Here is a 20,612-nt window from a genome sequence, read left to right as displayed (position 1 = left end):
AAATACGGTGTGCTAGAAAAGCAAAGCGACCCGCCGAGCAGGCCGCTGAAGTCGTCATGGGCAAGGGCTTATTCGCCTTTTTCTGCCAGCTGCTTTTCTACGGCTTTAAGACGCTTGTTCATCTCGTCAATTTTCATGGTACGAGCTGCTGTCTTACGCCACTCTTTGTTTGGCTGAAGCGGGATACCGGAAGAGTACATTCCCTTATCTTCAATACTGCGCATCACCATACCCATACCGGTAATGGTAACGCCATCGGCAATCTCGATGTGGCCGTTAAGCACAGAGGCGCCACCAATAATACAGTATTTGCCGATTTTGGTGCTGCCGGCCACAATGGTACCACCGGCCATGGCCGTACCATATCCGATCTGCACATTGTGGGCGATTTGCATTTGGTTATCGATTATCACGTTATCTTCGATAATGGTATCGTCCAGGGCACCACGGTCAATGGTAGTACATGCACCGATTTCTACCCGGTTGCCGATACGGACACTGCCCAGCTGCGGGATCTTCACCCACTCGCCTTTGTCGTTGGCATAGCCGAAGCCATCGGCACCAATCACGGTACTTGACTGTACCAAGCACTGCTCGCCCAGTACCACGTTGTGATATACCGTCACGTTGGCCCATAGTTTGGTTCCCGCGCCGATTTGGGCATTCTTACCAATAAAACAGCCTGCACCGATTTGGGCATTGTTACCGATACGCGCACCGGCTTCGATCACTGCGTTATGGCCAATCGAAACATTCTCGCCAAGCTCCGCGGTAGGATCGACAAAGGCCGACGGCGCAATGTCTGCTGCTGACGCTGGCGTCGTATCCAGCAGTTGGGCGACTTTGGCGTAACCCAGGTAAGGATCAGCCATCAGCAGGGCGTTACCTTCGAACCCCTCGGCATCCGCCGCTTTGAGCATCACGGCAGAAGCCTGACAATCTGCCAGCTGCTTGCGATACTTACTGCTCGACAGGAAGGTGATCTGGCCTTCGCCAGCCGTTGCCATTCCTGCAATAGATTCGATAACTACAGTGCCGTCACCATGAAGTTCCGCACCCAGCTTAGCTGCTATATCAGCAAGAGTCATTCCAGCCATTCGATACCTTTTATTTTCTAATTCTGTGTTGGCATAACGGATATTAAACAGAGTGTGGCTCTGCTTGGTATTTACCACCAACCGGTAATTCTATCTTGTTACAACAGACACCCAATATTGAGATGCCTATGTTGACGCAGAATATCATTCCACTTGGTAAGACCAGTATGCTATTGGGCCTTCCGCCCCAAATAAAACAAGTCGAAAGCATGAAGTTTACCAAAGTATCCCCCATCCTTTCGACTTATACGTAAATTTTCTGAGACGTTAAGGCAAGCTTACTTAACGGCAGCAATCACTTTAGAAGAAAGATCATCTTTCGGGTTCGCGTAAAGAACCGCATTGGCATCCACCACAAGATCGTAACCTTCTCGCTTGGCAACGTCTTGAATAGCCAGGCGGATCTTCTGTACCAACTTCTGCTCTTCCTCGGCACCACGGCGGCGCTGATCTTCCTGCAGGGCCTGGGCCTTCAGTTTGTAATCAGACTCCAATGACTGCATTTCACGCTGCAGCTTGGTCTTCTCGCTCGAGCTCATCAGCTCGCCGTCACGCTTGATCTTATCCACTTTGGTCTTCATGCGACCTTCAATGCCACGCAGCTCGTCGATGCGATCTTTAAACTCATTACGCAACTTTTCAGACACATTGTAACGCTGGGCCAGCTGGGCCATGGCCTGGCCTGTGGCAACATAACCCACTTTCTGTGCGGCTTCTGCAGCCTGGGCATAAAATGACGACGATAGGATCACCAGGCTAAGGCCAGCTGCTTTCATCCACTGTTTCAAAGGGTATCTCCTCAAATAATTAGAATGTTCGACCAATCGTGAAGGTGAAGAATTCTTCATCATCACCCTCGTATTTCTTGATTGGCTTAGCAATCGAGAATACGAGCGGTCCCATTGGCGACATCCACTGCAGGGCTGCACCATAAGACGCACGAATCAACGACGGATCGGAATAATCCTGGATGTATCGGCCATCCGAATCACGCAGGTCATATTCCGTATCCCACACGGTACCGGCGTCAACGAATACACTGGTACGAATTTGGTTGCGGACCTCATCAGACGCAAATGGCGTCGGAACGATCAGCTCCATACTGGCAAGCGCAACGGCATTACCCCCGGCAGCATCGTCAGAGCCAATTAGCTCAGGGTTGTTACCGCCCGCACTGTAGTCCAGATACACCGCTTTCGGGCCGACCGTATTGGAGCGGAAGCCGCGCAGCGTAGAGAAACCACCGGCATAGTAGTTCTCGTAGAACGGCAACAGCTGATCGCTGCCGTTATCTGTCGTCCCGTAACCATTACCGTAACCGACTCGGCCACGTAACAGCAGGCTGTAGCCGTGATCTTCGGTCAGCGGGAAGTACTGACGGACATCATACTGAGCCTTGAAGAACTGCGCATCAGAGCCCGGAATCGTCATCCGGAACGAGGCTCGCTGGTGGTTACCGGCCGTCGGGAAGTAACCGCGGTTTAGGTTATTTCGGGTCCAAGATACCGACCAGTTGAAGTCATCCAGCTCAATGACGTTATCGCCGCGGTCAAAGCCGTGGATCTGCTTGAATTTCTCAATCTGGTAGTATTCTTGGGTATTGGAGATCTTGTTGTGATCATAGCCCAAGCCGAATTCGAAGAAGTTCAGCTCGTCAAACGGGAAACCCCAGGTCAAGCTAGCCCCGTAACTCTGGTTGGTATAGTCCGAGATGTTCGCGTCTGAGGCTTCGAACTCGTTGTAGTACACCTTACCGCCCAGGCTGATCCCGTCGAGGGTGAAATACGGATCGCGGTATTCCAAACTGACGTTTTTCTGGTAGTCGTTCATCATCGCATTGATGCCGAAGCGATTACCGGTGCCGAGGAAGTTGTCCTGCTGGATCCCCGCCTGGAAGCTGATCCCCGATTCCGTACCGTAGCCGACACCGAAGTTAATGTTACCGGCATTGGCTTCCTTGACGGTGTACTGCAGATCGACCTGATCGTCGGTACCCGGTACACGGACGGTTTGCACGTCCACGGTTTCGAAGAAGCCGGTCCGACTCAAACGTTCCTTACCGCGCTCAACCGAGCGTGAGTTGAGCCAGCTGCCTTCCATCTGGCGCATCTCGCGGCGAAGGACTTCGTCTTTGGTCGAGGTGTTGCCGGAAAAGCCAATGTTACGCACATAGATCCGCTTGCCCGGCTCGACATTGACAATCAATGTCACTTCCTGGTTGTCGTCATCAAAATCAGGAAGGGTATTGACCTGCGGGTAAGCGTAGCCCAGCTCGCCCAGTTTGCGCTTCAGGGCTTCTTCCAGCGCCGTCACTTCCGCGCCGTTATAGACATCGCCGCTGCTGATCGCCACCAAGGCTTCCAGCTCACCCGTCTTGCCCAGCAGATCGCCTCGCAGTTGAACGTTCTTGACCTTGTACTGCTCGCCTTCATCGACTTTCAGGGTGATATACACCCCTTTCTTGTCAGGAGAGATGGCAACCTGAGTCGCATCAAGGCGGTACTTGAGGTAACCATTATTAAGGTACATCGAGCGCAGGGTCTCGAGATCCCCAGCCAGAACCTGCTTCTGGTATTTTTTATCCGCAAAAAAGTTCCACCACGAAACTTCAGACTGCAGCTTGAATTTCTTGCGCAACTCATCGTCGCTAAACACATCGTTGCCGATAAAGTTGATCTGCTGGATTTCCGCAGAGACACCTTCGGTGAAGACAAACTTCAAATCGGCACGGTTACGCGGCAACGGGGTGACCACAGCCTGCACCGTGGCATTGTATTTACCTACGCTGTAGTAGAAATCTTCCAGCCCTTTTTCAATTTTGCTCAAGGTGGTGCGATCGAGTGACTCACCGACCTGGATACGGGAGGCGTCCAGGTTCTCCTTCAGCTGCTCTTCCTTGATAGCCTTGTTGCCAGAGAAGGTAATACTGGCAATGGTCGGACGCTCCTGCACTTTGACCAGCAGGGTATTGCCATCACGAAAGACTTGGATATCTTCAAAATTACCCGACGCAAACAGCGATTGGATCATTCCTGAAATATCACCATCATCAACATTGTCTCCGACCCTGACCGGCATCTGGAGCAATGCGGCACCGAGCGTGACACGTTGAAGACCCTCAAAGCGGATATCGTCTACTACAAATTGTTCCGCACTCTGCGCAACACTACTGCCTAGCAGTAGCGATGCGACCAACAGTTTTTTCATCGCCATTACTGTTCTGATTATTCCTTGCTAAAACGCTCTTATTAAAGGCGGGTAAAATCATTGAATAGTGCAACAGCCATCAATGCAACCAAAATGGCTGAGCCCACTCTATAGCCTATATCCTGAACACGTTCAGAAACAGGACGACGTGTTACCGCTTCGATGGCAAAAAACATTAAATGCCCACCATCCAATACCGGAAGCGGCAACAGATTGACAATCCCCAGATTGACACTGATCAAGGCCAAGAAGCCGAGGAAGTAAACCACCCCGTAATCGGCGGTCATTCCTGCACCTTTGGCAATCGAGATCGGGCCACTCAAATTCTTCATCGCCACATCACCGGTCACCAACTTGGTCACCATATCGAAGGTCAATGTGACTAGCTGCCAAGTTTTTTCTGCAGCCTTACCTACCGCCTCAACCGGTCCGTACTGTAAATTAATACGGTACGATTCAGGCCATGGCTCTACTTTTGGTGCAAACCCTGCGTAGCCGACCAGCTCTTCACCCGACGCCTTCGCTTCCGGCGTCAGAGTCAGCGAAACTAGCTCACCATCGCGTAAGACTTCCATCGCCAGCGCCTGCTGGGGATGAGAGCGAACCGCATCGACGACCTGCTGCCAGTCGGTAACACCTTCTCCGCCGATTGCAATAATTTCGTCATTTAAACGCAAACCGGCGGAAATTGCTGCTCCGTCTTCCACAAGTTGTGAAATGACCAAAGTAATTTTAGGCGAGTATGGCGTGATCCCCAATGTAGTAAGCACGCGCTCACTTTCCGGGTCAAACGACCAGCTAGACAGGTCGAGCTGCTTCTCGATTTCATAGCTGGTGCCTGGCTCGGTCACGGTCAGCACCATTTCTTTATCGCCAATATGGGAAATCATCGCCATGTTGACAGATTCCCAGTCTGCGGTTTTGATTCCTGAAATGGTCTTTAGTTCCATTCCACTTTCAATTCCGGCCTCGGCAGCAATCGATTGTGGGGCAATATCACCAATAATCGGCTTCACGGCAGGCACGCCGATCAGATAAACCACCCAGTAGGCAACAATCGCAAACAGGAAGTTGGCTAACGGCCCGGCCGCAACTATCGCACTGCGCTGCCATAACTTCTTGTTGTTAAATGCCATATGGCGGCGGTCTGAGTCGACCGGCTCGACCCGTTCGTCCAGCATCTTGACATAGCCGCCCAGCGGGATCATGGCCAGGGTATATTCGGTACCGTCTTTGCCCACTTTGCGCCATAGTGCCTTGCCAAAACCGATGGAGAACTTCTCGACATAAACCCCACAGCGGCGTGCAACCCAGAAGTGCCCATATTCGTGTACGGCAATCAATATTCCAAGGGCAAGGAGAAAGGCTCCCAGGTTCCACAATATTCCTGTCATAACGTTACCTTACGTATTACTTCCTGTGCCAAAACTCGAGTCATTCTATCTAGCTCTATGACGCTTTCCAAGTCAGTCGGTTCAACCAGCGGTGCTGACGCCAATACTTGGCTGTTGACCCTGGCAATATCGATAAAGCCAAGGCGGTTATCCAAAAAGGCCGCGACCGCTTCCTCGTTGGCGGCATTGAGGGCGGTAGTCGCCGCCTGACCGCTGAAACAGGCATCCATCGCCAGCTTGAGGCAGGGATAGCGAGCAAAGTCCGGCTTGAGGAAAGTAAACTCACCCACCTGGCTGAAATCCAGCGGCGCAACACCCGCATCCACTCTTTCAGGATAGGACATTGCACAGGCAATCGGCGTTCTCATATCAGGCAACCCCATCTGGGCCAACACAGATCCATCTTTATACTGCACCATGGAGTGGATAACCGATTGCGGGTGGATTATCACATCCATCTGCTCACGGGTGGCATTGAACAGCCAGCGGGCTTCGATAAACTCCAGCCCCTTGTTCATCATAGTAGCCGAGTCGACCGAAATTTTTGGTCCCATCGACCAGTTAGGGTGAGCAATCGCCATCGCCGGCGTCACCGCCGCCAATTCGCTGACTTCCGTATAACGGAACGGGCCGCCAGAGCCGGTCAGTAGGATCTTGCTAACCCCAGCCGCCTCCAAATCACAGTGCCCCATCGCTCTCTGGACTTGCTCTGGCAGGCTCTGGAAGATCGCGTTGTGCTCGCTGTCGACCGGCAGTAATTCGGCACCGTACTCGCGGCAGGCATCGATAAACATCTGGCCGGACATAACCAGCGCCTCTTTGTTGGCCAGCAAAATACGCTTGCCCGCCTTGACGCCGGCCATGGTCGGCATCAAACCGGCGGCACCAACAATCGCCGCCATCACGGTATCAACTTCATCCAGCGAGGCAACTTGGCACAGCCCGGTTTCACCGGCCAGTACTTCGGTTGCCATCCCCTGTTGTGTTAGCAGTATACGCAGTTCTGCAGCGGCACTTTCACAAGCCATGGCCGCGTACTTCGGCTGCCACTGGCAGCACAGCTCGAACATTTTCTGGCTATTGCTGCCCGCCGCAAGGGCTACAACGTCAAATAACTCGGGATTCTGGGCGGCAACAGCCAATGTGCTGCCCCCTATCGATCCCGTCGCACCAAGAATCGTTAACTTACGCATACTATCACTTAACAACATACAATCATTGACAGGCCAATTGAGCATGGCACTCAAGCCGGCAGCAAACAAGTAAGTAATGACTCACACTGCCGGCCAGAAATGGGCGGTTAGTCTACACCAACCACAAATACAGCAGGGCAAAAACAGGAAGGGCGGCCGTTAGGCTATCGATACGGTCGAGAATACCGCCGTGGCCCGGCAAGATACTGCCACTGTCTTTGATACCGGCAGCACGCTTGAACATGCTCTCGACCAAATCCCCCAACACCGACGCAACAACGGACACGACCGCTATCAACAACAAGCTCGACAGGCTGGCAAACGGGATCCCCATCAGCGCCGCACCGCCCCAGGTTACCGCCACAGCTAACATCGCACCACCGACCAAGCCCTCAATTGTCTTGTTCGGGCTCACCGCTGGCGCCATCTTGTGTTTACCAAAACGCTTACCGGAGAAATAGGCCCCCGTATCTGCCGCCCATACCAAGAAACACACCAGCAGCACTAGCTTGGCGCCGTGGTAAGGGTTTTCAAGGTAGTTGACCGCGCGGAGCATCAGTACACTCCAGAAGAAAGGTAGCAGGGTCAGCAATCCAAACAGGTGCTTTAGAGGGGGGACAGATGACCAGAACTTGGTGCTACTTGGGTAGCTAATCGCCAGTGCCGAGGCGACAACCCACCATAGCCCGCCAACCAGCAACATTGCCTGGTGAGACGATGCCAGAGCTGACAGCGCGGCAACATCGGTTGGCATCACTAACAGCGAAGCCAGCAAGGCCACGGTCGGAATAACCATCGCGACAATACGCGATTTTGTTTCAACAAATTGTGTCCACTCCCAAAAACCCAGTAAGGTAACGGCCGCAAGGGCTGCAATAAAGGCAGGAAAAGGCAAAAGGAAAATTCCTGCGATAACTAGGGGAGCGAGAATGACTGCGGTAATAATACGTTGCTTAAGCAAACTGCGTCCTCTCATTTTCTATTGTAACCGCGCCTATCGGCGACGGTGTTTCGGGTAATCCGGTTACCAGTAAAAAAGGCATCGAGACCATAGCCAGATGCCCTATAAAATACATAATCCTATTCGCGCCGACGAGCGAAAAATCATCCGCTCATTAACGCTTGGATTTGCTCGCCGGTGCAGCCGAAACGGCGCTCGCGGTTAACAAACCATGCCACGGCCTCAGCAAAGCTGTCTTCGTCGAAATCCGGCCAGTGCTGCTCGGTAAAATAAAGCTCAGCGTAAGCCGCCTGCCACAGCATAAAATTACTGATTCGGCATTCCCCGCTGGTACGGATCAGGAGGTCGACATCGGGCAGGCCTGCGGTGGATAATCCTGAAGCCAACATCTCTTCAGTGACATCTGATTCGGTAAGTCCCTGCTCAGCGGCTTGCTGAACCAGTTGCTTAGCCGCCTGCAAGATATCCCACTGGCCGCCGTAGTTGGCTGCCACGTTCAGCACCAGTCCGGTATTGTCAGCGGTCAAAGCTTGCGCGTCGGCAATTTTCTTCTGCAGGCGCTCGCTGAATCGGCCGGTGTCACCGATAATGCGCAGGCGAATATTGTTCTTGTGCAGGCGCTTCACTTCACGACTAAGTACAGTCATGAACAATTCCATCAGCAAGGAGACTTCATCGGCTGGGCGGCGCCAGTTCTCACTGCTAAACGCAAACAGTGTAACAACCTGAATGCCCAAACGATTTGCGGCCGAGACAGTCTTACGTACGGCTTCCACGCCGGCCTTGTGGCCAAACACTCGAGGCTTACCCTTGGCCTTTGCCCAGCGACCATTTCCGTCCATAATCACGGCAACGTGCTTTGGCAAGCTATCTATACCAAGTGCAGTATCGATTGTATGCTCTGCCATACATCTCCCTCAAAAAAAAGCGCTGTGCTGCACGCACAGCGCCCTAAACCATATCAAGCCATCAGATAAGGCAGAGCCTTATACTTCCATTAGCTCTTTTTCTTTCGCTTCTAGGATTACTTCGATGTCCTTAACCGCTGCATCAGTCAGCTTCTGGATATCGTCCTGAGCGCGACGGTCGTCATCTTCAGAGATTTCTTTGTCTTTAAGCAGTGCTTTCACGTCTGCGTTGGCATCACGGCGGATGTTACGAACCGCAACACGGCCCTGCTCGGCTTCAGCGCGAACGATCTTAACCAGGTCACGACGACGCTCTTCGGTTAGCGGCGGCAATGGCACGCGGATCACTGTGCCAGCGGACATTGGGTTCAGACCCAGATCAGACATCATGATCGCTTTTTCGATTTTTGGCGTCAGCTCTTTGTCGAATACGGTGATTGCCAGCGTACGCGAGTCTTCTGCTACCACGTTAGCAACCTGCTTCAGCGGCGTGTTCGCACCGTAGTACTCAACATAGATAGTGTCTAGCAGGCTTGGATGGGCACGACCGGTACGTACTTTAGCCAGCTGGTTTTTCAGCGCTTCAACGCTTTTTCCCATGCGCTCTTGCGCATCTTGTTTAATTGCATCAATCACGATTAATACCCTTAATGATTCGGTAAATACGGGAGCCTAGGCGCTCCCGCTAAGAATTAAGTGGCGTCACTTACTCGCAGACTTAGTCGTTAGAGATCAACGTACCTTCCTGCTCACCCATTACCACGCGGCGCAGGGAGCCAGGTTTGTTCATGTTGAACACGCGAATTGGCATGCCGTGATCACGAGCAAGCGTAAATGCGGCCAAATCCATCACTTTCAGTTCTTTCTCAAGAACATCCTGATAGCTTAGCTTATCATAAAGAACCGCATCTGGGTTCTTAACTGGGTCATCTGTGAACACACCGTCAACTTTTGTGGCTTTCAGCACAACATCGGCTTCGATTTCGATACCACGCAGGCAGGCCGCCGAATCAGTGGTAAAGAACGGGTTACCGGTACCGGCGGAGAAAATCACTACACGGCCCTGGCGTAGCTGGCTGATCGCATCAGCCCAGTTGTAGTTGTCACACACGCCGTTCAAAGGAATTGCTGACATTACTCGAGCGTTCACATAGGCACGGTGCAGCGCATCACGCATTGCCAAACCGTTCATCACGGTGGCTAGCATACCCATGTGATCGCCCACAACTCGGTTCATACCTGCTTCAGCTAGGCCTGCACCACGGAACAGGTTACCACCACCGATAACCAGGCCAACTTGTACACCTAGTTCAATCAGTTCTTTGATTTCCTGAGCCATACGGTCAAGAACTTGTGCATCAATACCAAAACCTTCCTCGCCCTGCAGTGCTTCCCCACTGAGTTTGAGCAGAATACGTTGATAAGTCGGTTTAGGATTCGTGGTCATTAGTTTACCTTCCAGGCTTACAAATATAGATACGGAGTTGTAAAAAGACCGCAGCCTAGGCTACGGTCTTTGGAGTTCTTAGCAAGAAGGATTAACCCTTCTGTACTGCTGCTACTTCTTCAGCGAAGCTCATTTCTTGAGCTTTCTCGATACCTTCACCAACTTCTAGGCGGATGAAGTTAGAAACTGTAGCGCCTTTTTCTTTAAGGATTTCGCCAACAGACTTCTTAGGTTCCATGATGAATGGCTGACCAGTCAGAGAGATTTCGCCGGTGAATTTCTTCATGCGGCCAACAACCATCTTCTCTGCGATTTCAGCTGGCTTGCCTTCGTTCATCGCGATTTCAACCTGAACCTGACGCTCTTTTTCAACTACGTCTGCAGGTACGTCTTCTGGGTTCACGAACTCAGGCTTAGAAGCAGCTACGTGCATAGCGATGTGCTTCAGAGTTTCCGCGTCGCCGTTACCAGCTACAACAACACCGATGCGGTCGCCGTGACGGTAAGAAGAAACGTTTTCGCCTTCGATGAACTCAACGCGACGGATAGAGATATTTTCACCGATCTTAGCAACTAGAGCGATACGTGCGTCTTCGAACTTAGCCTGAAGAGCAGCGATGTCTAGACGCTCAGCTAGAGCTGTTTCTAGAACTTCGTTAGCGAAAGCTAGGAAGCTTGCATCTTTAGCAACGAAGTCAGTCTGACAGTTTACTTCAAGAAGAGCTGCAACACCGTTCGCGTCTTTGATTAGGATTGTACCTTCAGCAGCAACGTTACCTGCTTTCTTAGCAGCTTTAGCAGCGCCGCTCTTACGCATGTTTTCGATCGCTAGCTCGATGTCAGCGTTAGCTTCAACAAGCGCTTTTTTACATTCCATCATGCCTGCGCCAGTACGTTCACGCAGTTCTTTAACTAGGGCAGCTGTAACTGTTGCCATTGTTATATCCTCAGTTTTGAATACTTGGTGTAAAAATCAGGGGCCATGATCGGCCCCTGGTAACCATTCTTAGTTTACACAAGGTAACTTAAGATGCTCAAAGGAGCGCGGCTATTATTCAGCTTCTACGAAACCGTCTTGCTCAGCTTGAGCAACGATGTCTTGGTTGCGGCCTTCAGTAACAGTCTGAGCAACAGCACCAGTGTAAAGCTGGATAGAGCGGATTGCGTCATCGTTACCTGGGATAACGAAGTCAACGCCGTCTGGGTTAGAGTTAGTATCTACAACAGCAAATACTGGGATACCCAGGTTGTTCGCTTCTTTGATTGCAATGTGCTCGTGATCAGCATCGATTACGAACATAGCGTCTGGTAGGCCGCCCATGTTCTTGATACCGCCTAGAGACTTCTCAAGCTTCTCCATTTCACGAGTACGCATTAGCGCTTCTTTCTTGGTTAGCTTGTCGAAAGTACCGTCTGTAGACTGAACTTCAAGGTCTTTTAGACGCTTGATTGACTGACGAACAGTTTTCCAGTTAGTCAGCATACCACCCAACCAACGGTTGTTTACGTAGTACTGGTCACAGTTAACTGCAGCTTCTTTGATAGATTCGCTGGCTGCACGCTTAGTACCAACGAAAAGGATCTTACCCTTGCGAGCAGCAATCTTGTTGATTTCTGCTAGAGCGTCGTTGAACATTGGTACAGTCTTCTCAAGGTTGATGATGTGCACCTTGTTACGAGCACCGAAGATGAATGGCTTCATCTTAGGGTTCCAGTAACGAGTTTGGTGACCGAAGTGAACACCAGCCTTAAGCATGTCGCGCATTGATACAGTTGCCATTGAATATTCCTCTATGGGGTTAGGCGTCCACATATCCCATCTTACCGACCCAGACAACGCCATAGGCGTTACAGTTTCGCGAAAAACTGCTGGGCACCCCGGAAGATGTGCCGATATGTGTGAGTGATTAATAAAAGTTTAGTGCAACCGACGTAAATGAATCGAAATCCAATTACCCGATTACGGCGCGCTTTATACCATATTTTCGCAACCAAAATCCAGCACCAATGTTTTCAATTCGGCGATTGTACTGAAACTTGGTTTCCATCCAGCCCCCTCACTGTTACCATGTAATGAAGAGGTAACAACCAAACAGAGAAGACTGAATGAGCATCAAGATCAAAACGGCTGAAGAGATCGAAAAAATGCGCGCTGCCGGCCGTTTGGCGGCTGAAGTGCTAGAAATGATCGAACCTCACATCAAAGAAGGTGTGACGACAGACGAACTGAACCAAATCTGTCATGATTATGCGTTAGAAAAAGGCGCCTACTCGGCCCCGCTTGATTACCACGGTTTTCCAAAATCTATCTGTACGTCGATCAACCACATCGTGTGCCACGGTATTCCAGCCAGCCAAGATGAGATGGGTAGCAACGGTCAGATGAAGCCAGCCGTGCTGAAAAACGGTGATATCATCAACGTCGACATTACAGTCATCGTTCCAGACGACGAAAATGCCGATTTGAGCGTGCGCCCTGCCGGCTACCATGGCGACACCTCAAAAATGTTCCTGGTCGGTGATGTCTCTCCGGCCGACAAGCGCCTATGCCGCGTGACCCAAGACGCCCTTTACGTGGGCATGCGTAAAGTGAAGCCCGGCGCCCGCGTCGGCGACATCGGTACCGCGATTGAGAAATTCATCAAGGACAACAACAAGAAGAATCCTTTAAACAAGTATTCGATTGTCAAAGACTTCTGCGGCCACGGTATCGGCAACGAGTTCCACGAGGAACCACAAGTTGTCCATTACCGCAATGGCGACCGTACCGTGCTGAAGGCTGGCATGTGCTTCACCATCGAGCCGATGATCAATGCCGGTAAATTCGGTTGTACCGTTGATGCCGCGGATGACTGGACGGTCTATACCGGCGACGGCAAGAAATCTGCCCAGTACGAGCACACCATTTTGGTCACCGAAACAGGTTGTGAAGTACTGACTCTGCGCAGTGATGACACAATTCCGCGCCTGATGAACAACTAAGTCGCGCCACGGCATGACTTAAGAGAGTACGAGCCGGCCCTTGGGTCGGCTTTTTTATTGCTATCATGCCTGTCCGTGATAGGGTTATAGCAAGAGTATTGACTATGCACGGACGGCAATGACAGATCCTATTTCTCACCCAGCAACCGAACCAGTTGATCCCATGGCGCCGGCACAGCTTCGCCTTGAGCTTGACCAGTTTACCGCCAACCAAAAGGCCCAGTTCCTGGCTCATACCCCGGTCACAAACCTGGTCGAGACCCGCTCGCGCTTCATTGACCAGTTGCTTGAGCGGCTGTGGCAGCATTTGGGACTGGCTGCGCACCCTTGCCTGGCCTTGATCGCGGTCGGTGGCTATGGCCGCGGCGAGCTGCACCCCCTGTCGGATGTCGACATCCTGATCTTGAGCCAAGCACCGATTGACGACAAAACCGGCAGCACGGTCAGTGCCTTCCTCACCCAGCTGTGGGATCTCAAGCTCGATGTCGGCCACAGCGTCCGAACCATTGACGAGTGTATCAAGTTCGGTCTGGATGATCTGACCGTGGCGACCAACCTGCAGGAATCACGCTGGCTATGCGGTAATCAGGATACCTACCGGCAGCTGGAAGAGCGCCTTAATGACGGAAGCTTCTGGCCCAGCGAGCAATTCTACCAAGCCAAGCTGGACGAGCAAAAGGCCCGCCATGCGCGTTACCACGATACCACCTACAACCTCGAGCCGGATATCAAGTCCAGCCCGGGCGGCCTGCGTGACATCCATACCCTAAGCTGGGTGGCCCGGCGCCATTTCGGGGCCACCAGCCTGCTCGAGATGAGCCGTTTCGGTTTTTTGACCGACGCTGAATACCGAGAGCTGGTCGAGTGCCAGGACTCGCTGTGGCGGATCCGCTTTGCCCTCCATTGCGAGCTGCGCCGCTATGACAACCGCCTGACCTTCGGCCACCAAGCCTCTGTCGCTGAGCTACTGGGCTACCAAGGCGAAGGAAACCGGCCAGTAGAAACAATGATGAAGGATTTCTACCGCACCTTGCGTCGGGTGGCCGAGCTCAACAAGATGCTGCTGCAACTGTTCGACCAGGCCATTCTCAACAAAGGTACCGCTCCCGAGCCTCTCGTCCTCGATGAGGATTTCCAGCTTCGCGGCCACTTGATCGAGGCGACCAAACCGGCGCTGTTCCAGGCCCGGCCAGAAACCATCCTCGATATGTTCCTCCATATTGCCCGCAACTCACAAATCGAAGGGATTGCCGCCCCTACCCTGCGCCAGCTTCGAACGGCCCGCCGCCGGCTCAACCGCTTCCTGATCGAGATCCCAGCGGCTCGGGATAAGTTTATGGAGCTGGTCCGCCAGCCAAACTGCCTGCAGCGGGCATTCAAGCTGATGCACCGCCATGGCGTATTGTCAGCGTATCTGCCGCAGTGGAGCCAAATTGTCGGCCAGATGCAGTTCGACCTGTTCCATGTCTATACCGTGGATGAGCACACCGTCCGGTTGCTCAAGAACATCAATAAATTCAGTGATCCGGCCAACCGAGACCGTCACCCGATATGCTGTGAAGTCTACCCTCGGGTTACCAAGAAAGAGCTCCTGTTACTGGCTGCTATCTTCCATGACATTGCCAAGGGCCGGGGCGGCGATCACTCCGAACTTGGTGGCGTCGATGCCTACGAGTTCTGTCTCCAGCATGGGCTGTCCAAGCCAGAGGCCAACCTGGTCAAATGGCTGGTCAACCAACATTTGCTGATGTCGGTCACTGCCCAACGCCGTGATATCTACGATCCGGAAGTGATCACCGAATTTGCCAAGGAAGTGCGTGACGAAGAGCGGCTGGATCACCTGATCTGCCTGACCGTGGCCGACATCTGCGCCACCAACCAAGATCTGTGGAACAGCTGGAAGCGTACCCTGCTGGCAGAACTTTACTATTCGACCCAAAAAGCCCTGCGCCGTGGCCTGGAGAATCCGCCGGATATGCGCGAGCGGATCCGCCACAACCAGCAGATGGCCTCGGCCCTGTTACGCAGTAAAGGCTTTGCCCCGCGTGATATCGAGGTATTGTGGCAACGTTTCAAAGCAGACTACTTCCTGCGCCATACTCACAAGCAAATCGCCTGGCATGCCGAGGCTATCCTCAACCACGATGATCACAGCAAACCACTGATCCTGATCAGCCAAAAACCCACCCGGGGCGGCACCGAAGTCTTCGTCTACTGCCAGGACAAATCTAAGCTGTTTGCGATTGTAGTTTCCGAGTTGGACAAGAAGAACCTCAGTGTCCATGATGCCCAGGTTATGACCAGCAAAGACGGCTTTGCCCTCGACACTTTCATGGTACTCGACCCAACCGGCAAAGCTCTGGGGGAGAGCCGCCACCAGACCGTCCGCCGGGCACTGGTTAAAGCCCTGACCCACATGAAGTCGGATCGCAAAAGGAAGCGCCCACCCTACAAACTTCAGCATTTCAACGTCAAAACCACCGTCGACTTCCTGCCAACCAAGTCTGGAAAGAAGACCATGATGGAGCTAGTTGCACTGGATATGCCAGGCTTACTGGCAAGGGTCGGCTCGGTGTTTGCCCGCCAGCATATCAGCTTGCAAGCCGCCAAAATCACCACTATCGGCGAGCGTGCCGAGGACTTTTTCATCGTCACCAACCAGGACGGCGAGCAGCTGAGCGACGAGCAGCAAGCGCAGCTGAGGGACGCATTGATAGAGCGCCTAGAGAAGAAATAATCGCATCAACGCAGGGAGAGCAGGTACGCCTGGCTCTCCTGATAAAAACCAACCATAGCGACAACGTTAACCATTCCAATACCTATAACAACAGAGACAAGAGGCCAGTATGTACCCAAACCTCTCCGCTATCGGCATCGAAAAGCCGGACACCATTGAACGCTACAGCCTGCGACAAGAAGCAGCCAACGACATCCTTAAAATCTACTTTGCCAAGCAGAAAGGTGAACTGTTCGCTAAGAGTGTGAAGTTCAAATTCCCCCGCCAGCGTAAATCCGTCATGGTCAACAGCGGCAGCCGGGAATACAAGGAAGTCACCGAGATCAACCGCACCCTGACCTTTATCATCGATGAGCTCGACCGCATCACCAACAAAAAGCACAGCGAAGTGGATATCAAGAAGAAGATCCTCGGCGACCTGCGCCATCTGGAGCAGGTGGTGAGCCACAAGATCGCCGAGATCGAGGCGGATCTTGAAAAACTGAAGTGATCGATGGATTAGAACCTTACTTGCCAGCCGCGGTCGCGAGGCTCCTGTACGGCAGAATGCCCCGTGTCTAGGGGCATTTTAGAAGAGTTCACAGACAGTTATGCCGCATCGGCCTGCTTGGCCCAGCCTTCGACCCAGGGCATCGCCACTTCCAAGGCATCGAAATTGACGCACGCATCGACATCCAGGCGTTCCGTCAGCGGCTTGGCCTGCAGTTGGGCCAGCAGTTCGTCAAACTGGCGCCCGCCGCCACAGAAACGATCTTCGCCATAGCTTGAGTCACCCAGCGCAATCACCCCGTAGCGCAACCGAGGCATCAACGGGAAGCTGTCATTGAGCGCCTGGTATAGCGGCAGTAAATTATCCGGGATTTCCCCTTGGCCGGTAGTCGACGATACCACCAGCGCCAGATCTTGCTGGTAGCCCAGAAAATCCTCCAAGGTCGGCTCAAGGAACAGCTCGACCTGGTGACCCGCGCCAACGAGATAGCACACCACCTCTTGGGCAACCTCTTCTGCCCCGCCAAAGACCGAGCCGACAAATACACCTATTTTTGCCATCATCCAACACCATCCTTTGTGTTAACTACGTTACTTAACTGTGGTCTTTGAAGAGGTTAGATGCAAGTTTATTCGTCAGGCTTCATCAAGGCCGCCGCCCAACCAAAGGCATCCATCACCCGCATCCACGGCTCATCGACACCGGCACGAATATCCAACGCCTCCCCGGTCAGCGGATGCTGCAATTGCAGGCGCGAGGCATGGAGCATCAGGCGGCGACAGTCGTAATTGTCGCGGAACATCCGGTTGTGGCGGCCATCGCCATGGTTCACATCGCCAATAATGTGGTGGCTTAGGTGGTGCATGTGGCGGCGAAGCTGGTGCTTGCGCCCCGTCTCCGGCTTCATCTCCACCAGGGTATAACGGCTGGTCGCATAGCGGCCGACCGGAATATTGGTCTCCACCTTGGCTAACGGTGCATAGGCGGTGATTGCATCTTTGGCTTCTTTGTCCTGGTCGGCATCTTTGTCGGCAATTTTATCCAGCTCTTCTTTGAGCGGATAATCCAATACCGCCGCCTCCTTGACCCAACCGCGAACCACGGCATGGTAAGTCTTCTTCACGTCACGTCCGGCAAACATCGGCATCATCAGCGCCGCGGTTTCACTCGACAGAGCAAACAGCAGCACCCCGGATGTCGGACGATCCAGACGATGCAGTGGGAACACGTGCTGGCCAATCTGATCGCGCAAGGTCTGCATCACAAACACGGTTTCATGGCGATCAAGCCAAGAACGGTGCACCAGCATACCCGCAGGCTTGTTGACAGCGACCAGGTATTCATCGCGGTAAAGGATCTCGAGTTCCATCACTATTTACTCTTAAATAATTGGTCAAGTTCACGGGTTACCGCCAAGATAGCCACCAGGCCCTTGGCTTCTTTCATCGCTTCCTCAACATAGGGGGAAATTTCAAAGGCGGCAGGCAATGCCATATTCATCGCGATCAGGTGGCTAAGCTTAGGGATAAAAACCCACTGGAGCCATTGCTCACAGCGCAGGGTATCAATGGCAAACGGCTGGCTGCTGCTCAGCGCCTCAACCGAGGGCGACTTGGTCTCCCAATAACCATTCTCCTGCAACACTGTGGCAAGTTTTTCCAATAATTGATGGCAATGACGGGCTCTATCCATCACGTGACCTCTACAATGAATATCTACGAAATAAGGGATTGTCCGGATTAAGGGGGCGAAGGATACCACCTCCGCAACGCGAGCCCAAGGCAACCATAGCGGCAGCCAAGCGAGAAAGTGTCATCGACAAGGAGGTTTGGTATATACTCGTTGTCCTTGATTGAGGAGCACTGAGACTGCCCATGGATAATTTTCATACCCTTACCCAACTCTTAGACAATGCCGGTTGCCAGTACAAAATTTTCGACCTTGGTCGCCGGGTCAACGAGATCGACGTCGAGCAATTCAAGGCAGTGGAAGACAACCGCCAGCCCTATCCATGGCCCCTGCAGCAGCATGCCCACCTGTCTATTTCCTTCTGGCAAGCCGGCAACCCACCGTGGATCTGGTTTTTGCGCCTGCCGCTTGACGAACGCGGTCTGCTCAAACAAGCCGCCGTGGGGGATTTCATCAAGTACGTCATCGAAGCCATGGGCGCTACCCTCAATAGCACCCCGACCGAAGAAGAGCAGGAAAAGCTGGCTGCCAACCCGTATACCTTCAAGCCGAGCGATGACAAGATGGCGATCTTCCATGCCCAGCTCCGCAGCCAGCTGGCCTTGCCAGCCAGCCAATACTACGAACACGCCCAGCATTATCTCACCGGCGAGCTGGGCTGGGACAAATGGCAAGGTGTCGGCCTGCAGGGCCTAGCCGATGTCTGTGCCCGCATCAAGCAGGAAAACAATGCGACTTTGCTGCGAAAAGCGGTCAACAACCTACCGCTGACGCCGCTGTATGCCTTACTCGGCTGCCTAGAGCATTGCCAGCTACCGGAACCACTGGCAACGCGTTTAGCCGAGCGCCTTGACGAAGAGACCTCGGTCAACACCCCTGATCTATTTTTGGTCTCGGCATTAATCCGCGCCCTCTCCGGCGCCGAAACCTCGCTGCTTCGTCGGCAACTAGAAAAATTGCTGGCCCATTCTGCGCTATGCCATCCGGAAGTGTTGGTCGCGGTAGCGGGGCGTTGCTGGCAGGGTTTGACCGATACCCAGATGGCAACCAGCTTCTTGTTGCGTCTTGCCGAAACTGGCGAGCAGGCGCTGTTCAACCAACTATTTGCCGACCTGGTCATGCTGCCGATGCTACGCGGGATCATGCTGCAGGTACTGCACGGCCAGGCCGATCCGGCACTGATTGATGCTATCACCAAGCTTCAGCAACACGCCCGAAGCGCTCAGTAACTTGATAAAGCCTTTCCCCGACTGATCCAGCCGGGGAAAGTAAAAGGATATGTTGATATGGAAAATCTGCTGGGGATCTTGCTGCTGGCCATTATTGGTTATTTGTTCTGGCAGCAACGAAGACAAACCGAGCTGGCCAATTACTTCATCAACCAACGCTGCGAGCACTTGGGGCTGCAACTGCTTAATACCGCAAGGGGGGAGCACCGCCTGCGTGACCGCAACGGCCGCTGGGGCTGGCATACTATCTATTTGTTTGAGTTTTCCGCCGATGGCCAAGACGCCTACCAGGGGCATATTGTGATGAAAGGCTTCCACCCGCTGACGATCCACGTGCCGCCGCACCGGATGCCGGGGGAATAAAAAAGAACGGGCGCAACTTGCGTTGCGCCCTTAGGTCTTACTTGCAGCAGTCCCGCTACTATGGTGCTCCCTGCATCAATCCGTTGAATTGCTGTAATCCGTCAGCAGATTCCTTTTATTCTTCGTCCTGAAGTTGTCCTGTGGCCATCCTGACCCGTCAGCCTATCCTGTTCTGACTCTCAACATCCTTCCTGGCGGGGTCCCTGACTTCATCCTGAAGTGGTCCTTATGTCATCCTGACTGGCAAGCATCCTACTTACCATTTCGCCGCTCCTCGGCTATCCCTTCACAGTCCTTGTTCGATATACCGTCCTGGTACACCGGCCTCATCCTGAGACTCCCCGTATCCTTGGGTGTTTCCTGTTCCGTTCCGTCAGCTCCTTCCGACACCTATAAGGTTACACCTTCAGCCTGGATAAAGAAGCGCCTCCAGATGATAAACACTGTTGCAACTAGCTTTATATATACCATAAAGCAATAAACAACCTTTAAATACATAACTTTAGACGATAACTTGGCGATTTAAGCCTGCTTCAGTTACCTTAATTTCCCACGAGTTTGTAAGAGATCTCTCACAAGATTGACAGAGTATCACTGATGAGAAAAGCACGATGGAAATTTACAGCAGACTCTACCCAGCCCGAGCCTCTAAAGTTTTCGCGCTTCCGGGCAACGTTTTACCGGCTGCAAAAAAAGAACGGGCGCAACTTGCGTTGCGCCCTTAGGTCTTACATGCAGCTTTCCCGCTACGACAGTGCTCCCTGCGACTATCCTTGTTATTCTAAATCCTTAGCGGTAATCCCTAAACCCTATCCTGGGTTGTCCTTGGTAGTTCCTTGACCCATCGCATTGTCCATGTGCGACTCTCTCGTCCTTCCTGGCGGTGTCCACTACCTTCATCCTGAAGGGTTCCTG

The 20,612-nt window shown here is 52.8% G+C and carries 19 protein-coding genes; 5 read left to right on the top strand and 14 right to left on the bottom strand.

What is annotated here, in order from left to right:
• Positions 1 to 68: 68 nt before the first annotated feature.
• The 11 genes from lpxD to rpsB form a co-directional block, all read right to left on the bottom strand.
• A complete protein-coding gene (lpxD, locus tag C9J03_RS20135; RefSeq protein WP_044622596.1) occupies positions 69 to 1,097 on the bottom strand; it encodes a UDP-3-O-(3-hydroxymyristoyl)glucosamine N-acyltransferase in 1,029 nt (342 codons plus the stop codon).
• Between the two features lie 278 nt (positions 1,098 to 1,375).
• Positions 1,376 to 1,885 carry an OmpH family outer membrane protein gene (locus C9J03_RS20130; RefSeq protein WP_039458245.1) on the bottom strand — a complete coding sequence of 170 codons (510 nt, stop codon included), beginning with the start codon at positions 1,883 to 1,885 and terminating at the stop codon, positions 1,376 to 1,378.
• A 19-nt stretch (positions 1,886 to 1,904) separates the two neighbouring features.
• A complete protein-coding gene (gene bamA, locus C9J03_RS20125) occupies positions 1,905 to 4,310 on the bottom strand; it encodes an outer membrane protein assembly factor BamA (RefSeq protein WP_044622595.1) in 2,406 nt (801 codons plus the stop codon).
• Between the two features lie 35 nt (positions 4,311 to 4,345).
• Positions 4,346 to 5,698, bottom strand: coding sequence for a sigma E protease regulator RseP (rseP, locus tag C9J03_RS20120; protein ID WP_044622594.1), 1,353 nt, complete (start codon positions 5,696 to 5,698; stop codon positions 4,346 to 4,348).
• Complete coding sequence (gene ispC, locus C9J03_RS20115; RefSeq protein ID WP_044622593.1) at positions 5,695 to 6,891, bottom strand: 1-deoxy-D-xylulose-5-phosphate reductoisomerase; 1,197 nt, start codon at positions 6,889 to 6,891, stop codon at positions 5,695 to 5,697. Before ispC ends, rseP begins: the two co-directional genes overlap by 4 nt.
• A gap of 112 nt (positions 6,892 to 7,003) precedes the next feature.
• A complete protein-coding gene (locus C9J03_RS20110; RefSeq protein ID WP_082060573.1) occupies positions 7,004 to 7,852 on the bottom strand; it encodes a phosphatidate cytidylyltransferase in 849 nt (282 codons plus the stop codon).
• Between the two features lie 143 nt (positions 7,853 to 7,995).
• Positions 7,996 to 8,694, bottom strand: coding sequence for a polyprenyl diphosphate synthase (gene uppS / locus C9J03_RS20105; RefSeq protein WP_420813017.1), 699 nt, complete (start codon positions 8,692 to 8,694; stop codon positions 7,996 to 7,998).
• A gap of 144 nt (positions 8,695 to 8,838) precedes the next feature.
• Complete coding sequence (gene frr / locus C9J03_RS20100; protein ID WP_039458266.1) at positions 8,839 to 9,396, bottom strand: ribosome recycling factor; 558 nt, start codon at positions 9,394 to 9,396, stop codon at positions 8,839 to 8,841.
• Positions 9,397 to 9,478: 82 nt separating this feature from the next.
• Positions 9,479 to 10,207: a UMP kinase gene (pyrH, locus tag C9J03_RS20095; protein ID WP_039458268.1), complete on the bottom strand. Its 729-nt coding sequence runs from the start codon at positions 10,205 to 10,207 to the stop codon at positions 9,479 to 9,481.
• 91 nt (positions 10,208 to 10,298) lie between these two features.
• A complete protein-coding gene (gene tsf, locus C9J03_RS20090) occupies positions 10,299 to 11,144 on the bottom strand; it encodes a translation elongation factor Ts (RefSeq protein ID WP_039458271.1) in 846 nt (281 codons plus the stop codon).
• 114 nt (positions 11,145 to 11,258) lie between these two features.
• Positions 11,259 to 11,987 carry a 30S ribosomal protein S2 gene (gene rpsB, locus C9J03_RS20085; protein ID WP_039458274.1) on the bottom strand — a complete coding sequence of 243 codons (729 nt, stop codon included), beginning with the start codon at positions 11,985 to 11,987 and terminating at the stop codon, positions 11,259 to 11,261.
• A 326-nt stretch (positions 11,988 to 12,313) separates the two neighbouring features.
• On the opposite strand from rpsB, the gene map reads away from it, so the two are divergent.
• From map to C9J03_RS20070, 3 genes are all read left to right on the top strand, one after another.
• Positions 12,314 to 13,189: a type I methionyl aminopeptidase gene (gene map, locus C9J03_RS20080; RefSeq protein WP_044622590.1), complete on the top strand. Its 876-nt coding sequence runs from the start codon at positions 12,314 to 12,316 to the stop codon at positions 13,187 to 13,189.
• Positions 13,190 to 13,307: 118 nt separating this feature from the next.
• Positions 13,308 to 15,926: a bifunctional uridylyltransferase/uridylyl-removing protein GlnD gene (gene glnD / locus C9J03_RS20075; RefSeq protein WP_044622589.1), complete on the top strand. Its 2,619-nt coding sequence runs from the start codon at positions 13,308 to 13,310 to the stop codon at positions 15,924 to 15,926.
• 109 nt (positions 15,927 to 16,035) lie between these two features.
• Positions 16,036 to 16,416 carry a DUF3461 family protein gene (locus C9J03_RS20070; protein WP_044622588.1) on the top strand — a complete coding sequence of 127 codons (381 nt, stop codon included), beginning with the start codon at positions 16,036 to 16,038 and terminating at the stop codon, positions 16,414 to 16,416.
• A 98-nt stretch (positions 16,417 to 16,514) separates the two neighbouring features.
• Here C9J03_RS20070 and C9J03_RS20065 read toward each other — a convergent pair whose 3' ends face one another.
• From C9J03_RS20065 to C9J03_RS20055, 3 genes are all read right to left on the bottom strand, one after another.
• Positions 16,515 to 16,979: a flavodoxin gene (locus C9J03_RS20065; protein ID WP_231580705.1), complete on the bottom strand. Its 465-nt coding sequence runs from the start codon at positions 16,977 to 16,979 to the stop codon at positions 16,515 to 16,517.
• Between the two features lie 65 nt (positions 16,980 to 17,044).
• Complete coding sequence (truC, locus tag C9J03_RS20060) at positions 17,045 to 17,785, bottom strand: tRNA pseudouridine(65) synthase TruC (protein ID WP_044622587.1); 741 nt, start codon at positions 17,783 to 17,785, stop codon at positions 17,045 to 17,047.
• 2 nt (positions 17,786 to 17,787) lie between these two features.
• Positions 17,788 to 18,108, bottom strand: a complete 321-nt coding sequence (locus tag C9J03_RS20055; RefSeq protein WP_044622586.1) for a YqcC family protein — start codon at positions 18,106 to 18,108, stop codon at positions 17,788 to 17,790.
• Positions 18,109 to 18,290: 182 nt separating this feature from the next.
• Between C9J03_RS20055 and C9J03_RS20050 the strand changes: the two genes are divergently transcribed.
• The gene (locus C9J03_RS20050) at positions 18,291 to 19,334 is read left to right on the top strand and encodes a DUF3549 family protein (RefSeq protein ID WP_044622585.1); all 1,044 of its coding nucleotides are present in this window, start codon (positions 18,291 to 18,293) and stop codon (positions 19,332 to 19,334) included.
• Positions 19,335 to 19,391: 57 nt separating this feature from the next.
• Positions 19,392 to 19,697: a DUF3301 domain-containing protein gene (locus tag C9J03_RS20045; RefSeq protein ID WP_039458295.1), complete on the top strand. Its 306-nt coding sequence runs from the start codon at positions 19,392 to 19,394 to the stop codon at positions 19,695 to 19,697.
• Positions 19,698 to 20,612: the final 915 nt, after the last annotated feature.

Origin of the sequence: Photobacterium gaetbulicola, from assembly GCF_003025515.1 — a bacterium.
In the GTDB taxonomy this organism is placed as follows: domain Bacteria; phylum Pseudomonadota; class Gammaproteobacteria; order Enterobacterales; family Vibrionaceae; genus Photobacterium; species Photobacterium gaetbulicola.
This window is presented reverse-complemented; position numbering and strand designations above follow the sequence as displayed.